Annotated in this window: 1 protein-coding gene; it reads left to right on the top strand. The window is 47.1% G+C overall.

Going from position 1 to position 21,760, the window contains the following annotated elements; all coding sequences use genetic code 11:
• Nucleotides 1–66 precede the first annotated feature (66 nt).
• Nucleotides 67–21,576 (top strand): tandem-95 repeat protein, encoded by a 21,510-nt coding sequence (locus OCV36_RS19705; RefSeq protein WP_261887543.1) that lies wholly within the window; start codon nt 67–69, stop codon nt 21,574–21,576.
• Nucleotides 21,577–21,760 lie beyond the last annotated feature (184 nt).

A 21,760-nucleotide genomic window follows, 5' to 3' on the forward strand; every position in this document is an offset into this window, starting at 1 on the left:
TTTTCAAAATGGTGTCCTTTAATGCCTCTAAATACGATCAGTTAGCTAGTAGCAACGGAGGCTGTAATGGCAGGCGAAAATAACCAAAACAACCAAAACGAAGATCTAAATGACGCGGTAGAACAAACGGACACGAACGACGCGGGTACGCCCTCCCAACAGCAAAATCAACAGAATACGATTGCGTCGACAATCGCGACGGGTGCTGAAAACACGGATGCGGCAGACGAAATCAACCAAGCGCTAGAAGACAATCCAAGTGGCGCAGGTAATGCAGAAGATGCGTCTGCTTCTGGTGGGGCTGTTCAAGAAGAGACGCCAGAAAGCGATGGAGACTCAGATGCAGCTCAATCCAATGTAGTCGGTGGTGCGGCTTCTGAAGCTGGCTCAGAGAATGCTGCCGGTAGTGGGGGCGGAGCGGGTGCTGGCGCGCAAGCTGTCGGTGGTGAAAATACCGCAGGTTCTGGAGGTGCTTCGAGCGCTGAAGGTAATGAAGAACAAGGCCAAGCAGTAACAACGTCAGCTGCGCCTAGTGCTGATTCTTCTACCTCTGGTGAGCAACAAGTCGGTGATGATCTCGATTCACAAACGGTAGAAGAGACATTCGCCGTTGATGTTCAAGCTTCTGACGAAGAGACTATCAGTGAAGTAGAAGATGACTTTGATTCTGAGACGGTAAGCGAAACGTTTAAAATCAAAGTGGAAAGTGAAAATGATGCACCAGAAGCTCAACAAGACCTGGCTTACATCATCGATGAAGATGGATCCATAACATTCACTCAAGAACAATTACTCGAATACGCAAGTGATGTAGATGGCGATGAGCTGGTTGCTTCAAACGTTCAAGTCGGCGCAGATGCAACGGTTCAAGACAATGGTGACGGTACATTCACAGTTGTACCTTCCGCTGACTTTAATGGTGAGCTTGACCTTACTTTTGATATTAGTGACGGTCAAGAAACCGTAAGCAGCGCAATTGATTTAACGGTTCGTCCTATTAATGACGCACCTGTACCAGAAGATAAAACCTTTGAAATAGAAGAAGACGGCACGCTTGTTTTCACTGATGCAGACCTACTAACCGGTGCAACGGACATTGAAGGCGACAACCTAACGGTTGAAGGTGTGACTTACGATGGCGGCGACGGTATTTTTACCGACAACGGTAATGGTACTTACACCTTTGCTCCGAATGAAAACTTCAACGGTGACGTAAACTTCGGTTTTGATGTCTCTGATGGTACCGATACGGTGTCCGCAAACGTCGATGTGAGTGTAACGGCGGTTGATGATGCGCCAGTTTCTGGTGATTTAGCTTACTCAGTAGATGAAGACGGTTCGATTCGTTTAAGCCAAGAGCAGCTTTTATCGCAAGCATCAGATGTTGAAGGTGATGACCTAACGGCTAGCAGCCTAACAGTTGATGGCGATGCAACAGTCGTTGCTAACGACGATGGCAGCTTTACCATTACGCCAGATGAGAACTTCAATGGTGACATTGATATCAGCTTCGATATCTCAGATGGCACCAACACAGTTCAAGCCTCTGCAGACCTAACGGTTAACCCCGTTAATGATTTACCAGTCCCTCAAGATCAACAATTCAGCGTTGAAGAAGATGGCACACTCATCTTCACCGATGCCGACCTATTAGCAGGCGCAACGGACATTGAAGGCGACAACCTTACGGTTGAAGGTGTGACCTACGACGGTGGTGACCGTATCCTTACTGATAACGGTAATGGTACTTACACATTCGCTCCGAATGAAAACTTCAATGGAGACGTAAACTTCGGCTTCGATGTGTCTGACGGGACTGATACGGTGTCCGCAAATATTGATGTGAGTGTAACGGCGGTTGATGATGCGCCAGTATCGGGTGACCTTGCTTACTCAGTGGACGAAGACGGTTCTATCCGTTTGAGCCAAGAACAGCTTTTATCGCAAGCATCAGATGTTGAAGGTGATGACCTGACAGCCAGCAGCCTAACGGTTGATGGCGATGCAACAGTCGTTGCTAACGATGACGGCAGTTTCACCATCACGCCAGATGAAAACTTCAATGGCGACATCGATATCAGCTTCGATATCTCCGATGGTACCAACACAGTTCAAGCTTCTGCAGACCTGACGGTTAACCCAGTTAATGATTTGCCCGTTCCTCAAGATCAACAATTTAGCGTTGAAGAAGATGGCACACTCATCTTCACCGATGCCGACCTATTAACAGGCGCAACGGACATTGAAGGCGACAACCTTACTGTTGAAGGTGTGACCTACGACGGTGGTGACGGTATCCTTACTGATAACGGTAATGGTACTTACACATTCGCTCCGAATGAAAACTTCAATGGAGACGTAAACTTCGGCTTCGATGTGTCTGACGGTACCGATACGGTGTCTGCGAACATCGATGTGAGTGTAACGGCGGTTGATGATGCGCCAGTATCGGGTGACCTTGCTTACTCAGTGGACGAAGACGGTTCTATCCGTTTGAGCCAAGAACAGCTTTTATCGCAAGCATCAGATGTTGAAGGTGATGACCTGACAGCCAGCAGCCTAACGGTTGATGGCGATGCAACAGTAGTTGCTAACGATGACGGCAGTTTCACCATCACGCCAGATGAAAACTTCAATGGCGACATCGATATCAGCTTCGATATCTCAGATGGTACCAATACGGTTCAAGCATCAGCAGATTTAACAGTTAACCCAGTTAACGACCTACCAGTCCCTCAAGATCAACAGTTCAGTATTGCAGAAGACGGTACTCTTCAGTTCACTGACGCGGATCTGCTTACAGGCGCGACAGACGTTGAAGGTGATAACCTAACTGTTGAAGGTATCACTTATGAAGGTACTGATGGCGTATTAACAGACCTGGGTGAGGGCTCATATAGCTTTGCTCCAAATGAAAACTTCAACGGCGACGTAAACTTTAATTTTGTTGTTTCTGACGGTACCGATACGGTGTCTGCAAACATTGATGTTAGCGTGACTCCTGAGAACGATCCGCCAGTTGCAGGTTCAACGTCTTACACGGTGAATGAAGATAATTCGATTACCATTTCTGATGCCCAACTATTGGCAACATCTTCAGATATTGAAGGTGATGTATCCATAGACAGCGTGACTTACTCTGGTAGTGACGGTGTCCTTGAAATCAACGGTAACGGTACTTACACCTTCTCACCAAACGAGAACTTCAATGGTGAAATCGCTCTAGATGTAGTGGTTGCCGATGAAGAAGGTGCAACCGATGCCACAACCGCTGGAATTACCGTTCTTGAAGTGAACGATCCGCCAGTTGCAGGCCCAACGTCTTACACCATTGATGAAGACTCAGTACTGAAATTCAATGAGTCGCAAGTGCTACTTAATGCTTCTGATGTTGAAGGGGACGTTGAGCTTGTTGGTATTAGCTACGATGGCCCAGATGGTATCTTCTCGGTTAATGGCGATGGTACTTGTAGCTTCGCTCCGAATGAGAACTTTAATGGCCAAGTTCAGCTTGATGTGACCATTCGTGATGAAGACGGTGCAGAAGTTGATACTGTCATCAATGTTGATGTTCTGCCAATTAATGATGCGCCAGTATCGGGTGACTTGGCGTACAACGTTAACGAAGATGGTTCAATCACATTGAGCCAAGAGCAGTTGTTGTCTCAGGCGTCTGATGTTGAAGGCCAAGACCTAACTGCGAGCGACCTAACGGTTGATGGTAACGCGACAGTAACCGCTAATGATGATGGTAGTTTTACCATTACGCCAGATGCGAACTTCAATGGTGACATTGATATTCAATTTAACCTCACTGATGGTACTGACACGGTTCAAGCAACTGCAGATCTTACTGTTAATCCAGTTAACGATTTACCCGCTCCTCAAGACCAACAATTCAGTATTGAAGAAGACGGCACGCTGCAATTTACAGATGCCGATCTACTTACCGGTGCCACCGATATTGATGGTGATGACCTAACCGTAGAAGGTATTAGCTATACAGGCGGCGATGGCGTACTGACCGATCACGGTGATGGTACTTATACCTTTGCGCCAAATGAAAACTTCAATGGTGATGTGAACTTCAGTTTCGATGTGTCTGATGGTACAGAAACAGTCAGCGCCAACATTGACGTTAGCGTGACGCCTGAGAACGATCCGCCAGTTGCGGGTTCTACCTCATATATGGTGAACGAAGACAATGCCATTACTATTTCTGATGAGCAATTGTTAGTAAATTCATCTGACGTTGAAGGCGCGGTATCGATTGATAGCGTGACCTACAGCGGCACAGATGGCGTGTTCCAAGACAACGGTGACGGCAGTTATACCTTCCTTCCTAATGAAAACTTCAGTGGTGATATCAGCCTTGACGTGATTGTTGCTGATGAAGATGGTTCGATTGATGAAACCACCGCGGGCATTGCTGTTCTAGAAGTAAATGACCCACCGGTTGCAGGTCCAACGTCTTACACCATTGACGAAGATTCTGTTCTTACATTCAGCGAATCTCAGATTTTAGTGAATGCCTTTGACGTTGAGGGCGATGTAGAGCTAGTCGGCATCAATTACGACGGCTCGGACGGAATCTTTATCGTAAATGGTGATGGTACATGTAGCTTTGCACCCAATGAAAACTTTAATGGTCAAGTTCAACTGGGTGTGACCATTAAAGATGAAGACGGCGCAACGGTTGATACTCATATTAATGTTGATGTACTACCTATCAACGATCCACCGACTTCTGGTGAATTGGCTTATACCATTAATGAAGATAGCTCGATCACTCTGAGCCAGGATCAATTGCTAGCTCGAGCGGGTGATATTGATAGCGAAAACCTAGAAGCTATTAACCTGTCGACCGATGAAAACGCGACCATCCAACAAAACGACGATGGTAGCTATACGATTACACCAGACGCTGATTACAACGGCGACTTAGACTTAAGCTTCGATATCATCGATAACGACGGTGGTTCAGTTCAAGTTGGCCTAGACATTACCGTGAATCCGCTGAATGACTTGCCACAAGCGCAAGATCAACAGTTCTCAATTGAAGAAGACGGCACACTACTCTTCACCGATGCTGACCTGCTTGCTGGCGCGTCGGATATTGACGGTGATGAACTGTCGATTGAAAACGTGCTCTACACAGGTGCAGATGGTGTTCTTAGCGATAATGGCGACGGCACATATAGCTTTGCACCAAACGAGAACTTCAATGGCGATGTTCAATTCTCATTTGATGTTTCTGATGGTACGGGCTCAACGGCTGCTGTCATCGATGTCAGCGTGACGCCAGAGAACGATCCTCCAGTCGCAGGTTCAACGTCTTACACAGTTCAAGAAGACGGCCAAATCACCATCAGTGATGAGCAGTTATTAGCAAATTCTTCCGATGTTGAAGGTGATGTTGCTCTATCAAGTGTTAGTTACGCTGGTGATGACGGCTCATTCGTTGATAACGGTAATGGCACATACACCTTCACACCAAATGAAAACTTCGACGGTGATATCTCACTTGATGTTGTTGTGGTTGACGAAGATGGTGCAACGGCGACAACCACAGCTGGCATTGATGTTATTGCCGTGAATGACGGTCCTGAAACGTCTGGCATTCAGGCTGAGGTAGACGAAGATAATTCAATTACCATTACTCAAGAGCAGTTACTTGCGAATGCAACTGACGTTGAAGGTGATGAGTTAACGGCATCTAACTTACAAACCAACGATCCAGACGCAACAATTGTTACTAATGACGATGGTTCATTCACCATCACGCACACAGAGAACTTCAATGGCGAGTTGGACTTCACATACAGCATCAGTGATGGTGACAATGAAGTTCTAACCACACTCGACTTAACGGTTAACCCAGTTAATGATGCGCCAGAAGCGGACGAAGAAATCTTCATTCAAGCACAAGAAGACCAAACGGTTGGTGTGACGCTTCGTGAAGAGCCGGCACTGCGCCTAGATCAAGCACCAGAAAACGGCATCATCGAAGCAAATCTTGACAATGAGTGGGTAGTACTGGAAGTCGGACAAGAAGTACCTGCTGATACAGAAGTACGCTTTGTTCCAAGTGAGGATGCTCTGGCTGAAGGAACACATACCACGCAAATTGGTACCTTTGACGATAATGCGAGCGTAGACGATTGGGGCACAGAAGTAGACCCATACACGCGTGAGTTCTCGGATGGCGACTTAACGGTAACGGTTCAAAGTAACGATGATCCACTTGGCGCTTGGAATGGTAACACACACATTGGTCACGGCCTTGGTGATACCGATCGCCAAGGGCTGAGTGGTGATGAAAAACTGACTGTTTCAGTTGAAGGCCAAGACATCAACGAAATTAGTTTCCACCTAGATGGTTTAGGTGGTTGGTTCATGGAAGATTCACGTCACTTTACAGAAGTAGAAATTAAAGCATTCAATGAGGATGGCGACCTAATTGACTCGATGACTTACCACAAAGAAGATCGTGGTGGTTACGAGACTGATTACACGCTTACCGTCTCTGAACCTGTGTCGTACTTTGAACTCGGCACGGTACAAGGAAATGGTACTTACGTCGTTCAAAACATGACAGTGTCACAAACCTGTCATGATGAAGCCGTGTTTACTTCGATTGGTGTAGACGGTTCTGAAATCACTGAAACGGTTGAGTTGAACATCCATGCGGGTGACAACGAAATCGAGCTAACGGCTGATCTTCCAAATATCACTATCGATACGGAAGGTTCTGCTCAGTTTGCTTCTGTTGTGATTACAGAAGAACAGCTACTGGCACAAGCCTCTGATATTGATGGCGACGACCTTGATATTCAAAATCTAGAGCTGGTGGGTGAAAACTCAGAGCATGCAACACTGACTGATAATGGTGATGGTACTTGGACGGTAACACCGGATGAAAACTTCCATGGTGAAATCGAACTGGGTTATCAAGTTACCGATGGTGAATTGACCGACGACAACATCATTAACATTAACTTCGAGTCGGTGAATGATGCGCCAATCGTTTCTGGTCCAATGGTGCTATCGACAGACGAAGACCAAGGTATTACTTTCAGTGCTGATGATTTATTGGCGAACACTACAGATGTGGAAGGCGATACGCTGTCTATTTCTGACATCACTTACGGTGGTGATCACGGTGACTTGGTCGACAACGGCGATGGCACGTTTACCTTCATGCCGAATGAAAACTTCAATGGTGAAATCGACATCGATTACAAAGTCTTCGATGGCACCGATGAAGTAGCAACGCACCTAGATCTAACAGTTATACCAGTCAACGATATTCCTGTTCCAGGTGAGCCGCTACACACCCAAATGCTTGAAAACGGCTCCATGATCATCGAAGCGAAAGACCTATTGTCTGGTGCGACCGATGTTGATGGTGACATTCTTCATGTTGAAAACCTATTACTTGCAGACCAAACGCAAGGTACGTTAACAGATAATGGCGATAATACGTTCACCTTCGAGCCTGCAGAGAACTTCTCTGGTGAAGTGAATCTGACCTTCGATATTAGTGATGGTCAAGCAAGCGCGCCAAGCATTGCAACAGTCGACGTTGAAATTGTCAACGAAGGCCCTGAAGTTAGCGGCCCAATTGAAGCGGCGGTTGATGAAGATGGTTCAATCACCATTACGCAAGAGGACTTGTTGGCGAATGCAACCGATGTCGATGGTGACAACCTTGAAGCGGTTAACTTTGCGACCAACGATCCAAATGCGGTTATTGTAGAAAACTCAGACGGTAGCTTCACAATCACACCAAGTGCAGACTTCTTTGGTGAGATTGAATTCACTTACGATGTCACTGACGCAATTGAGACAGTGGCAGCCGATCTTAACCTGACCGTAAATCCAATCAACGATGCGCCAGACGTACCGGATATGTCTTTCACAACGGAAGATGGTCAAGCAATCACCATTACCGAAGCTGAGCTATTAGCACAAGCGACAGACGTTGAAGGCGATGAGCTGTCTGTTGTGAATGTGACTAGCGCGAGCGACACGGTAGAAGTCACGGACAACGGTGACGGTACATACACATTAACGCCAGAGCAGGGCTTCTTCGGCAATGTTGATTTAGCGTTTGATGTGAGCGACGGCACGGAGGTGGTGGCGGGAAACATCGACCTAAAAGTTGAGTTCGTCAATGACACGCCAGAAGCGACGCCAATGGTTGCAGATGTCGACGAAGATGGTTCAATTCTCGTTACGCAAGAGATGTTGTTGGAAAGCGCGAGCGATCAAGATGGTGATGAGCTGTTTGCGAGTGCGCTGGAAACCAATGATCCAAACGCCACCATCGTAAATAATGGTGATGGCACGTACACAGTGACGCCTTCGGAAAACTTCAATGGTGATATCGCATTCACTTATGAGGTGAGCGACGGTGAGCTGAGCACGTCTAATGACATGACATTGACCGTGAATCCGGTGAATGACATTCCAATCGTTGCTCCAGGCATGTACCACATTGAAGAGGATGGCAGCATCCTGTTCACTCAAGAAGATCTGTTGAGTGGTGCGATTGATATTGATGGCGACGACTTAAGCGTTACTAGCATCAATTACTCTGGTGATGAAGGCACAGTCACCGATAACGGCGATGGCACGTTCAGCTTCGTTCCTGAAGAGCACTTTAGTGGTGATCTACAGTTCAGTTTTACAGTTACCGATGGCACAACTGAAGTAGAGCAAGACCTCAATGTTCACATTGAAGCGGTTGCAGATGCGCCGGATCTTGTGATTACCGATAGCGATGGCGTTAACGTCGATGACCAAGCGATTTTGGTAGAGCCAGGCGGCATTGTTGAACTGAATATTGCAGCGGCGCTTGTCGACCAAGACTTGTCTGAAACACTTACCGTAACTGTAGATGGTGTGCCAGAAGGTTCGGTTATTCAATACGATAACGAAGGCGTTCTGAATGACCAAGAGAACGGTATCACCAGTTACAACGACACTGAAATTACAGTAACGTTTGAAGGTGAAACGGCAGGTTACCAAAACGCAGCGGGTTACTACAAAGTTGACGAAGACGGCAACATCACGGGTGTTGAAGTTGTCTATGAAAATGCATCACAAGTGGGAGGCGGTGGTGACCTTGTTCCAGGACAAGACCAGTTCAGCTTCCAAGTTGAAGAAGGTGAAAGTTTCAACCTGTTCTTGATTCCAAACGGGCATCAGCACAATGACTTTGACGCGATGCAGGAAGGTCAGTACGAGTTCCGTGCAGCGGATGGTTCGCCTGCAAACATGGATACGGTTGATCCTCAACTTGTATTTGTTGCTGCCGATGGAACTGAAACTGTAGTTCAAGGGCAGAATGGTGACGCGATATTCCATGGTGGTTCAAGCTCTCAGCTAAACCAAGATGGTATCGAACATACGCGCACGACGGTTAATGAAGACGGCGAGCTGGTTTACGGATTTGAAGATTTGTATGGTGGCGGTGATGCTGACTATTCAGACTTCAACTTCACAATCGATGTCGGTGAAGTGAACAGCCAAATCTACAGTGGTGAAGTGACGGTTGGTCCTGATGGTACGGTGAACCTACCAACAACGGCTATCGAAAATGCACTACAAATCCAGTTACCAGAAGACTTCAACGAACAGCTTGAAGTTCATGTAACAGCAACCGCAACAGAGCTATCGAATGATGATTCTGAAACGGTCTCTCAAACCATCTACATTAACGCGACAGGCGCCCACATTGAACATGCACCTGAAGCACTTCCTGTTGCTGCAACTGTGGAAGAAGATGGTTCTATCATCATTACGCAAGAAGACTTGTTAGCTAATGCTCGCGATCTCGATGGCGATCAGCTGACCGCTCTGAATTTAGCAACTGATGATGAGAGCGTTACGATTACCGATAACGGTGATGGTACTTACACATTAACGCCAGATGCTGACTTCAACGGTGATGTTAACTTCACATTTGATGTATCGGATGGTGATGATGTTGTCTCTACCAATCTTGAGTTAACCGTTTCACCAGTGAATGATGGTCCAGAAGCGCAAGACCAAGCGTTCACAGTTGGTGAAGACGGTGTGTTAACGTTCAATGACCAAGACCTATTAACGGGTGCAACGGACATTGAAGGGGACGACCTAAGTGTTGAAGGTGTGACTTACACTGGCGCAGACGGTGTTCTCACAGATAACGGCGATGGCACATATAGTTTTGCGCCAAACGAAAACTTCAATGGCGATGTGAACTTCTCGTTCAATGTATCAGATGGTACCGATACGGTAACCGCTAACATTGATGTCAGCGTGACGCCAGAGAATGATCCTCCAGTGGCGGGTAGCACGTCTTACACCGTTCATGAAGACAACTCCATTACGATCAGTAACGAACAGCTATTAGCGAACTCTTCGGATATCGAAGGGGAGGTGGCAATTGATAGCGTCACCTACAGTGGCAGTGATGGTGTGTTGGAAATCAACGGCAACGGTACTTATACCTTCTCTCCAAACGAAAACTTTAACGGCGAAATTAGCCTAGATGTTGTCGTGGTTGATGAAGATGATGCTGCCGTATCGACTACCGCGGGTATTACAGTCCTTGAGGTAAACGACCCTCCTGTGGCTGGTCCAACGTCATACACTATCGATGAAGATTCTGTACTGACCTTCAATGAGACTCAAGTTCTATTGAACGCATCTGATATCGAAGGTGATGTACAACTTGTTGAGATCAACTACGATGGCCCAGACGGCATCTTCTCAATCAATGGTGACGGCACATGTAGCTTTGCACCGAATGAAAACTTCAACGGCCAAGTGCAGTTGGATGTGACCATTCAAGATGAAGACGGTGCTCAAGTCGATACCTATATTACGGTTGATGTCCTACCAATCAATGATGTTCCAGTATCGGGAGGCTTGGCATACAGCGTTGAGGAAGACGGTTCGATTACTCTGAGCCAAGAACAACTTCTTTCTCAAGCGAATGATGTAGACGGCGACGATCTTACTGCCTCTAACTTAATCGTTGATGGTGATGCAACGGTTACTACTAACGATGACGGTAGCTTTACCATTACGCCAGATGCGAACTTCAATGGTGATATTGACCTAACGTTCGACATCAATGACGGTGCTGACACTTTAGTTGCGACAGCAGACTTAACTGTTAACCCGGTTAATGACTTACCACAACCACAAGATCAAGCCTTCAGTATTGGTGAAGATGGCGTCTTGAACTTCACTGATGAAGACCTGCTAACAGGTGCGACAGACATCGATGGGGATGACCTATCGGTTGAAGGTGTGACTTACACTGGCGCCGACGGTGTTCTTACTGACAATGGCGACGGAAGCTACAGCTTTGCGCCAAACGAGAACTTCAATGGTGATGTGAACTTCAGTTTTGATGTATCAGATGGTACCGATACGGTTCAAGCCAATATTGATGTGAGCGTGACACCAGAGAACGATCCACCGGTTGCGGGTAGTACGTCTTACACGGTTCATGAAGACAACTCGATTACCATTAGCAACGAACAGTTACTCGCTAACTCTTCAGATATTGAAGGTGAAGTGGCGATTGATAGTGTGGCTTACACCGGTGCCGATGGTGTATTCGAAGACAACGGAAACGGTACGTATACCTTCTCGCCAAACGAAAATTTCAATGGCGGAGTTAGTCTAAATGTTGTTGTGACCGATGAAGACGGTGCAACTGAAGCAACGACAGCTGGAATTACTGTACTTGAGGTGAACGATCCACCAATTGCGGGTTCAACCAGTTACTCAGTCAACGAAGACGAAGTCATCACCATCAGTTCAGAGCAACTGTTGGCGAACGCTTCAGACATCGAAGGTGAAGTGGCGATTGATAGCGTTAACTACACCGGCTCAGACGGTATCTTTACCGATAATGGTGATGGCACATTTAGCTTCGCACCAAACGCTAACTTCGATGGCGATGTAAGCCTTGATGTTGTCGTGACTGATGAAGATGGCGCAACCGTAGCGACCAACGCAAGCATTGATGTTCTGCCTGTTAACGATGCTCCGGTATCAGGTGACTTGGCATACAGCATTGATGAAGATGGTTCGATTACCTTGAGCCAAGAGCAATTACTTGCTCAAGCGAGTGATGTTGACGGCGATGACTTAACAGCGGCTAACCTGACCGTTGGTGGTGATGCGACCGTCACTGTAAACGATGACGGTAGCTTTACCATTACGCCAGATGCGAACTTCAATGGCGACATTGATTTGAATTTCGACATTACCGATGGTGATGCAACGATTCAAGCAACGGCAGATCTCACGGTTAACCCTGTGAATGACTTGCCAACAGTTGGTGAACCACAATTCACCACTCAGGAAGACACCAGCTTTACCTTCACAGAAGAGCAACTGCTGCAAAATGCAGGTGACATTGATGGCGACAACTTGTCGGTTGAAAATGTCGCTTCTGACAGCGGTTCTTTGGTTGATAATGGCGATGGTACTTACACATTCGCACCGAATGAAAACTTTGACGGCAATGTGAATGTGACGTTCGACGTGAATGACGGTACAGCGACAGTACCAGCAGAAGCGACGATTGATGTTCAATCTGTGGTTGATATGCCTGAGCTGTCGATTGCCTCTGACTTGGTGATTGCTTCAGATAACTTCGAGTCTGGCTCAAATGGCTGGAATGCGGGTACTGAAAGCTCACAAGGCTTTGAGTCGGGTGACATGCTGGGTCGCATTGGTGGCACTGGTGGCGATGAAGCGGTCAGTAAAACTTACGACATTCCAAGTGATGTGAGTGAAGTGAATATCTCATTCAGCTTCTACGAAATTGATTCTTGGGATGGTGAGTCGTTCCAAATCTTTGTAGGCGGCGAAGAGCTTACCTCGCTAGATAATTCTGCGTTCCGTACTGAAGATGGCACGACAACGTTGTACGATTCAGCTGGCAATGAAGTGGGTGAAGTCGTCCATGGTGTATCGCAAGGTGAAGGCTTCAGTGGTTGGAATGACCAAGCACACCAAATCAACCTAACGGTACCCGTTGAAGACGGCCAACTTGAATTAGGCTTCGGTTCAACCTTGAACCAAAGCGTGAGTGATGAGTCATTTGGTATCGACAACATTGAAATCACAGTGTCTGACGCGGATTACCAAATTATTGGTACCGAAGATACGCCAGTACCACTGGATATTGATGCGGCACTAACGGATACGGATGGTTCAGAAAACCTCGCTATCTTGATCGAAGATGTGCCGGAAGGAAGCTCGCTTTCTGCAGGTACGGATAACGGTGATGGCTCATGGTCACTGCAACCAGGAGAACTAGAAGGGCTAGAGTTTATTCCTTCAGGTGACTTCAATGGTGATGTGGTACTAACCGTTAAAGCGACATCGACTGATGTTGATACAGGCACCACCGCAACGGCAACACAAGATGTGACGATTCATATCTCTCCAGCAAATGATGCTCCAGAAGTTGATGGGGATATCAGTGCAGTCACTGCCGAAGATAATAGCATCACGCTAACGCAAGAACAGCTGCTAGAACACGCTGTCGATATTGATGGTGATGACTTATCAGCAATCAACCTAACCACCAATGATGAAAATGCCACCATTGAAATGAACGACGATGGTAGCTTCACCGTTACCCCAAGTGAAAACTTCAACGGTAATATCGAATTTAGTTACGATGTCACCGATGGAGAAGAGATGGTGGCAGCCGGTCTAGACTTGACAGTAACGCCAGTCAATGACGCGCCAGAGCCACAAGAGCAAGCATTCACTATTAGTGAGGATGGTGTTCTTAATTTCACGGACACTGACTTGTTAACTGGCGCAACCGATGTTGAAGGAGACGACCTAACAGTAGAAGGTGTGACTTACACGGGTGCGGACGGTGTTCTTACTGACAATGGCGACGGCAGCTACAGCTTTGCACCAAACGAGAACTTCAATGGCGATGTGAACTTCAGTTTTGATGTGTCAGATGGCACGGATACGGTTCAAGCCAATATTGATGTGAGTGTAACGCCGGAGAACGACCCTCCAGTGGCGGGTAGTACGTCTTACACGGTTCATGAAGACAACTCGATTACTATCAGTAACGAACAGCTATTAGCTAACTCTTCAGATATTGAAGGTGAAGTGGCGATTGATAGTGTGGCTTACACCGGTGCCGATGGTGTATTTGAAGACAACGGTAACGGTACGTATACCTTCTCGCCAAACGAAAATTTCAATGGCGAAGTTAGTCTAGATGTTGTTGTGACCGATGAAGACGGTGCAACTGAAGCAACGACAGCTGGAATTACTGTACTTGAGGTGAACGATCCACCAATTGCGGGTTCAACCAGTTACTCAGTCAACGAAGACGAAGTCATCACCATCAGTTCAGAGCAACTGTTGGCGAACGCTTCAGACATCGAAGGTGAAGTGGCGATTGACAGCGTTAACTACACAGGCTCAGACGGTATCTTTACCGATAATGGCGATGGCACATTTAGCTTCGCACCTAACGCAAACTTCGACGGCGATGTAAGCCTTGATGTTGTCGTGACTGATGAAGATGGCGCAACCATAGCGACCAACGCAAGCATTGATGTCTTGCCAATTAACGATCCACCGGTATCAGGTGATTTGGCGTACAGCATTGATGAAGATGGCTCGATTATTCTGACTCAAGAGCAATTGCTGTCTCAAGCTTCTGATGTGGATGGTGATGACCTTACGGCAAGCAACCTAAGTGCGGGCGATAATGCGACAGTCGTAGATAACGGTGATGGTACCTTTACGGTGACACCAGACGCCGATTTCAACGGTAATATCGACCTAAGCTTTGATATTTCGGATGGTACAGAGTCAATTGTGGCAAACGCCGATCTGACGGTAAACCCAGTTAATGATTTGCCAGCGACATCTGATGTTTACGCGAACGTTGATGAAGATAATGTCATCACTATCACGCAGGAGCAGTTACTTGCGAATGCCGCTGATATTGAAGGTGATGACCTTGTTGCTTCCGACTTAACCTTGGTGGGAGATGATGCAACGATTGTCGATAATGGCGATGGCACATTCTCTATCACTCCAAGCGAAAACTTCAATGGCTACATCGATGTGGCTTACAGTATCAGCGATGGTGACACACCAATTGCCGCTAACTTAGGTTTGACGGTTGATCCAGTTAACGATGCGCCAATTGTTTCTGCTGATGTTGCGATAACCATTGAAGAAGATGGTTCGTACACCATTACTCAAGAAGAACTCCTACAATTCGCGACTGACATCGAAGACGATGACATGACCGCAATTATCGGAGAGCAGGGCGATGAAACGACCGTAACCGGTACGGTGCTGGATGCTGAAACGGGTAGCCCAGTCGTTGGTGCAGACGTCACAATGACCGATAACGCCGGTCACTCATACACCACGGTAACAGACCAATCTGGTCACTACTCTGTGAGTGGCCCTGTTGTTGACCAAGGTACCGTTACTATTGAACAAGAAGGCTCTATTACCAGCAGCTTCCTTGTACCAGCAGGTGAAGATACTAATGGTGGCGTGACTGCAATATCTGAAGTCCTTGAAGAAACAGATATGCGTATCGTCGTGACCTGGGGTGAGAGCCCTCGTGATATGGATAATCACCTATGGCTTTACGATACAGAGTCTGGGAATGAGTTAGACCATATCTATTACCGCGATATGAGCCACGACCTTGGTGAAGGCAATGTCGTCCAACAAGATGTTGATGACACCAATGGCGGTGGCCCTGAAACCATCACTATTCCAAATTATCAAGATGCTGATATGCACTATTCAGTACACAACTACACCAACAGAAGTTGGGATGTAGATGGTGTTGAAGATGTGCAGGTTCAGGTGTTTGTAGGCGATACTTTGGTTGAGACCTTTACCCCAGACTTGCCTGACAATCCAACGGGTGAGCATTGGCATGTGTTTGATATCGTTAATGGCGTTGTGGTTCCAAGCCAAGATGTGGGCAGCGAGAATGCGTTTGATTTACCAACGGCAGAAGAAGCGCTCGCGAATGAAAACGGCATTGATATCTCTGAGTTGCTAACGGGTGATGAAGATGGAGACGCTGGTGAAACGGGTGGTAACGAACCAAGTGTTGGAGACGTCTCAATTGAGAACGCACTTATCACTGACAATGGTGACGGCACTTACACCATCACTCCTGAAGAGAACTTCAATGGTGAATTCTCGATTAGCTATAACGTGGACGATGGCAACGGTGGGGTTACTCCAGCAGAACTAGACGTTACCGTTACAGCAGTTAACGACCTTTCTGTTATTTACGACCACGACTACACCATTAATGAAGATGGGTCGTTGATCTTTACCGATGAACAGCTATTGGCTGGTGCAACGGATATTGATGGCGAGAACCTTTCTGTCGAATCGGTTAATTACGAAGGTACCGACGGTGTGTTCACGGATAATGGCGATGGTACTTATACCTTTGCTCCAAACGAGAACTTCAATGGTAACGTTGACCTAACTTACGATGTCAGTGACGGTACCGATGTTGTATCGGCAAACATTGATGTGCAAGTTGTCCCAATTAATGACGTACCGGTTGCTGGAACCACCGCTTACAGTGTTGAAGAGGATGGCAGCATAACCCTAAGCGATGCACAACTTCTGACGAACAGTTCGGATGTTGAAGGGGAAGTGTTTGTTAGCGATGTAAGTTACAGCGGCACAGATGGCGTGTTCACTGACAATGGTAATGGCACTTACACCTTCTCGCCAAACGAAAACTTTAACGGCGACATCAGTCTTGATGTGTCCATTATGGATGAAGATGGCGCAACGGCCGAAACCACAGCAGGTATTGATGTCATAGCAGTAAATGACTTACCAGTAGCGGGTTCTACGGCTTACAGTGTCGACGAAGACAACGTCATTATACTATCTGACGCACAACTTCTGGCAAACAGCTCAGACATTGAAGGTGATGTATCCGTAAGTGATGTTTCGTACTCGGGTGCAGACGGCATATTTACCGACAATGGTGATGGTACATACAGCTTTGCACCAAATGAAAACTTCAACGGCAATGTCAGCCTAGATGTGACGGTTGCTGATGAAGACGGTGCAACCGCTCAAACGACTGCGGGTATTGATGTTATCGCCGTCAACGATGCTCCAGTATCTGGCGACTTGGCTTACTCAGTAGATGAAGATGGTTCAATCACGCTAAGCCAAGAACAATTGCTAGCTCAAGCATCGGATGTGGACGGAGATGATCTTACCGCTGCGAACCTAACCGCAGGTGATAACGCGACGGTTACGGCAAACGATGATGGTTCATTTACCATTACCCCGGATGCCGACTTTAATGGCGATATCGACCTAAGCTTCGACCTTTCTGATGGTACTGAAACGGTTGTTGCAACGGCCGACCTTACTGTGAATCCAGTGAATGACATTGCGGTTGTAGAAGATGTCGCTTACACCATTGAAGAGGATGGTTCACTTACCTTTACAGACGAGCAACTGCTAGCGGGTGCTTCGGATATTGATGGTGATGAGCTTTCAGTCGCTGATGTTTCTTACACTGGCGCAGAGGGTGTGTTCACCGACAATGGCGATGGCACTTACACCTTTGCACCGAACGAGAACTTCAACGGTGACGTAAGCCTAGACTTCTCAGTATCTGACGGTACAGAGACGGTTGATGCAAACATCGACGTAACGGTAACCGACGTTAACGATGCACCAGTGGCAGGCGCAACGTCTTACCAAATGAACGAAGATGGCACCATCACATTGAGCCCTGAGCAGTTGATTGCGAATAGCTCCGATGTAGATGGTGAAGTATCACTTGATAGCGTGAGTTACTCGGGTCCAGACGGCATCTTGGTTCAAAACCAAGATGGTTCAGTCACGTTTGCTCCAAATGAAAACTTTAACGGCGACATCAACCTTGATGTGACGGTTATTGATGACGATGGCGCAACGGCTGAAACAACGGCTGGTATTGAAGTGATTGCTGTCAACGACGCACCAGTAGCCGGAAACGTGGCTTACTCGGTTGATGAAGATGGCTCAATTACGCTGTCTCAAGAACAGTTGTTGGCGAACGCTTCCGATGTTGATGGTGATGCGCTGACCGCAAGCAACTTATCTGCAGGTGACAATGCAACCGTAACAGCAAACGATGATGGTTCATTTACTATCATGCCGAATGCTGATTTCAACGGTGACATTGACCTAAGCTTCGATGTGTCAGATGGCCTTGAAACTGTTCAAGCTGGCGTCGACCTAACGGTTAACCCAGTGAATGACTTACCAACGGCTGCTGACCAAAGCTTTACTGTTGAGGAAGATGGTACGTTAACCTTCACTGACGCTGACCTATTAGCAGGTGCTGCAGATATTGATGGTGATGACCTGTCTATCACGGATGTGTCTTACACGGGCGCAGAGGGTGTGTTTACCGATAACGGTGATGGCACTTACAGCTTTGCTCCGAACGAAAATTTCAATGGCGATGTAAACCTTGGCTTCACAGTGACTGATGGCACTGAGACAGTCGATGCCAATATTGATGTGACGGTAACGGATGTTAACGATGCGCCGGTTGCGGGTTCAACGTCTTACCAAATGAACGAAGATGGCACCATCACAATTAGCCCTGAACAGCTAATTGCTAATAGCTCGGACGTTGATGGTGAAGTGTCGCTTGAAAGCGTGACTTACTCAGGCTCTGACGGCACCTTGGTTCAAAACGATAACGGATCTGTGACCTTCACGCCGAGTGAGAACTTTAACGGTGATATTAACCTGGATGTGGTCGTAACCGATGATGACGGTGCAACTGCAACAACAACGGCAGGTATCGAAGTTCTGGCGGTGAACGATGGACCTGAATCTGAGGAAGTGGAATTAACCACAGCCGAAGACAGCACCATTCTTATCACACAAGACATGTTGTTAGCTCAAGCTACCGACATCGATAACACCGCAGACGAGCTGTCAGCTTCTGGTTTACAAATCGACCCTAGCTTGGGTGAGTTGCTAGACAACGAAGATGGTACTTGGTCATTTACACCAAACGAAAACTTCAATGGCGATGTGCCAATGACGTTTAACGTTAGCGATGGCCAAGAGACAATTTCAGTCGACGGCAACATCGATGTCACGCCAGTGAATGATGCACCTGAAGCACCAATGATTCAGATGCAAGGCGAAGAAGATGTGGTCATGGTGATTGACCCAGCTTACATCGCGGATCAAGTTACAGATCTTGATGGCGATGAGATCAGCATTGAGAGCATCACAGTTCGAGCTCCAGCGAATGCGACCTTAACTCAGCAACCAGACGGCATGTATCACTTAGTGACTACGCAAGACTTCAATGGCTTGGTAGAGCTGGGTTATCAAGCTACTGACGGCGAAGAAGTGGTTGATGGTTCGCTGAATGTGGATGTCATTCCGGTTAACGACGCACCATTTAACGTCGGTAACGCAATGATGACCACAGACGAAGATGGCGCGTTCACCTTCGATGCTGGCGACTTGATGAACTTGTTCGGTGACATTGATACTGCTGACCTTGTTGTTTCACGAATTATCACCGCAGACGGTGAAGATGGCGGAGAAGTAACAGACAACGGTGATGGAACTTGGACATTCACACCAACGGGCGACTTTGCAGGCGTTTCTGACCTACAAGTGGTCGTGAGTGACGGTGAGTTTGAAACGGTTCTTGATGTTCCTGTGTTTGTCCGTCCAGTCGCAGATGGTGCGGTTATTTCAACTGACCATGACGGTCCATTAGTCTTCGGAGAAGATGAAACCGGTCACTTAGGGCTGAATGTTGGCCTAGTCGATGATTCAGAAACACTAAGTAACTTGGTGATGACAGGTTTCCCTGTTGGGTTCGAGGTGACGGATGGTGTGAATACCGTGATGATCACCGAGCCGGGTCAATATATCGACCTGTTTGACTGGGATATCTCAAACATTCAAATGACGCCTCCTGAAGACTTCCATGGTGAGTTCTTCGTAACCGTAAGTGCAACAACCGTCGATTACGGAGATGAGCCAGAAGCGTTCGAAGATGGCATCGATTCAGGTGATTTCGAAACGGTAGCGGGTGGTTCCATCATCCTAACCGCGGACGACCTAATCGGTTTAGCTGAGAATTTGGATGCTGACAGCGACGATGAAGTGAAACTGGTTCATCTAGCAGACCGCAGCCAAGGTGAGATTGTCGATAATGGCGATGGCACTTGGACGTTCACACCAGCACCAGGCTTCACGGGTGAAGCAGACATTGCTTACGTGGTTGATAAAGATGGCGTGCTTCATGATGAGCAAACTGGTGTGGTCGTGAAAGAAGGCGACTCACAAGAGAATGCGGCACCAGAAGTTAACAGCATCACGACTACGGAAATCGCAGCCGATGCAACCTTGTCGTTCACGGATCAAGACATGCTAGCGAACCTGAGCGATGCAGAAGGCGACAGCATGAGCATTGAATCAGTGAGCCTGATGGAAGGTCAGGGCGTGATAGAGAGCGATAACCAAGGTAATTATCAATTCACACCTGCTGAAGATTACACCGGAGATGTTCAAGTTGGATTTATAGCGACCGATGGCGAAAATCGCATCGAAAGCTTCTTCAATGTGGATATCCAAGGTAGTGATGAAGCTATGGGGAGCGAAGGTTATGTCTTAGCTGACGATGGCTCATTAACTATCACAGAGTCACAGTTGGTGGATGAATTAGGTGCGAGTGATTCGGCACAAGTTGTCGATGTTGCAGACGCGAATGATGCAGGCTTCTTTGCTGAATCTGGCGAAGGTGAGTGGACCTACTGGCCAAACGAAGACTTCGATGGCAACTTAGCAATGAATGTTGACGTTAACGATGGTGGTGAGGTGTCGAGCCATAGCTTAAGTATCCAAGTAGTCGATGATTCAGTGCAAAGCGATGAACCGCAAATACAAGCTGCTCAAGCAACAGAAGAGCAACAAGTAGATGTGGCTCAACAAGCTGATGACCAAGCTCAAGATACTGAAGCCGAAGACAGCATGGCTGATGTAACGGCGGCTCCGGGCGATACTGTTTCTATCTCGATTCCAGATGAGGTGAGTGGCAATGAATCGGTTGATTACGCTGAAATGTCTGGCTTACCTGAGGGTTCCACTGTGAGTAACGCTCTGGATAACGGTGATGGTAGCTTCACAATCAGTGGCAACTTAGAGCAACCGGTGTCCGTTGAACTTCCAGAAGGTTACGAAGGGACTAGCGAAATCCAATTCCAAGGTTACGACGAGTTGGGTAGCTCAATAGACGGAGCAAGCGGTTCTGTTGAAGTTGAGGTCGATGATCAATACACCATGCAAGGTTCTACACAAGAGCAGCAACCGGACATGGCGGGTATGGAATCTGGTGGCAGTGACTGGACAAGTTCAGGTGGTCAAGAGCAAGGTGTTGATTTCACGGACGACTCTGGAAGCTTCGATTCAGATTCTCAAACTGGAACTGATCAAGGCAACGACTTCGACCAAAGCCAAATTTAACCCAATGAGTTCAGTTGTCTTTTGAACCGACAAGCAGATAGGGCACCGTAACGTTGCCCTTATCAAAGCCATGCAGAGTGACCTTTGCGTGGCTTTTTTATGCTTCATTTATTGTTCCATTACTTGTCTTTAAGGGCAGATCTTAAAAACAAGGCTCTAAAAACTTGAGAATTGCCAAAAATGT

The organism is Vibrio echinoideorum, assembly GCF_024347455.1.
Lineage (GTDB): Bacteria > Pseudomonadota > Gammaproteobacteria > Enterobacterales > Vibrionaceae > Vibrio > Vibrio echinoideorum.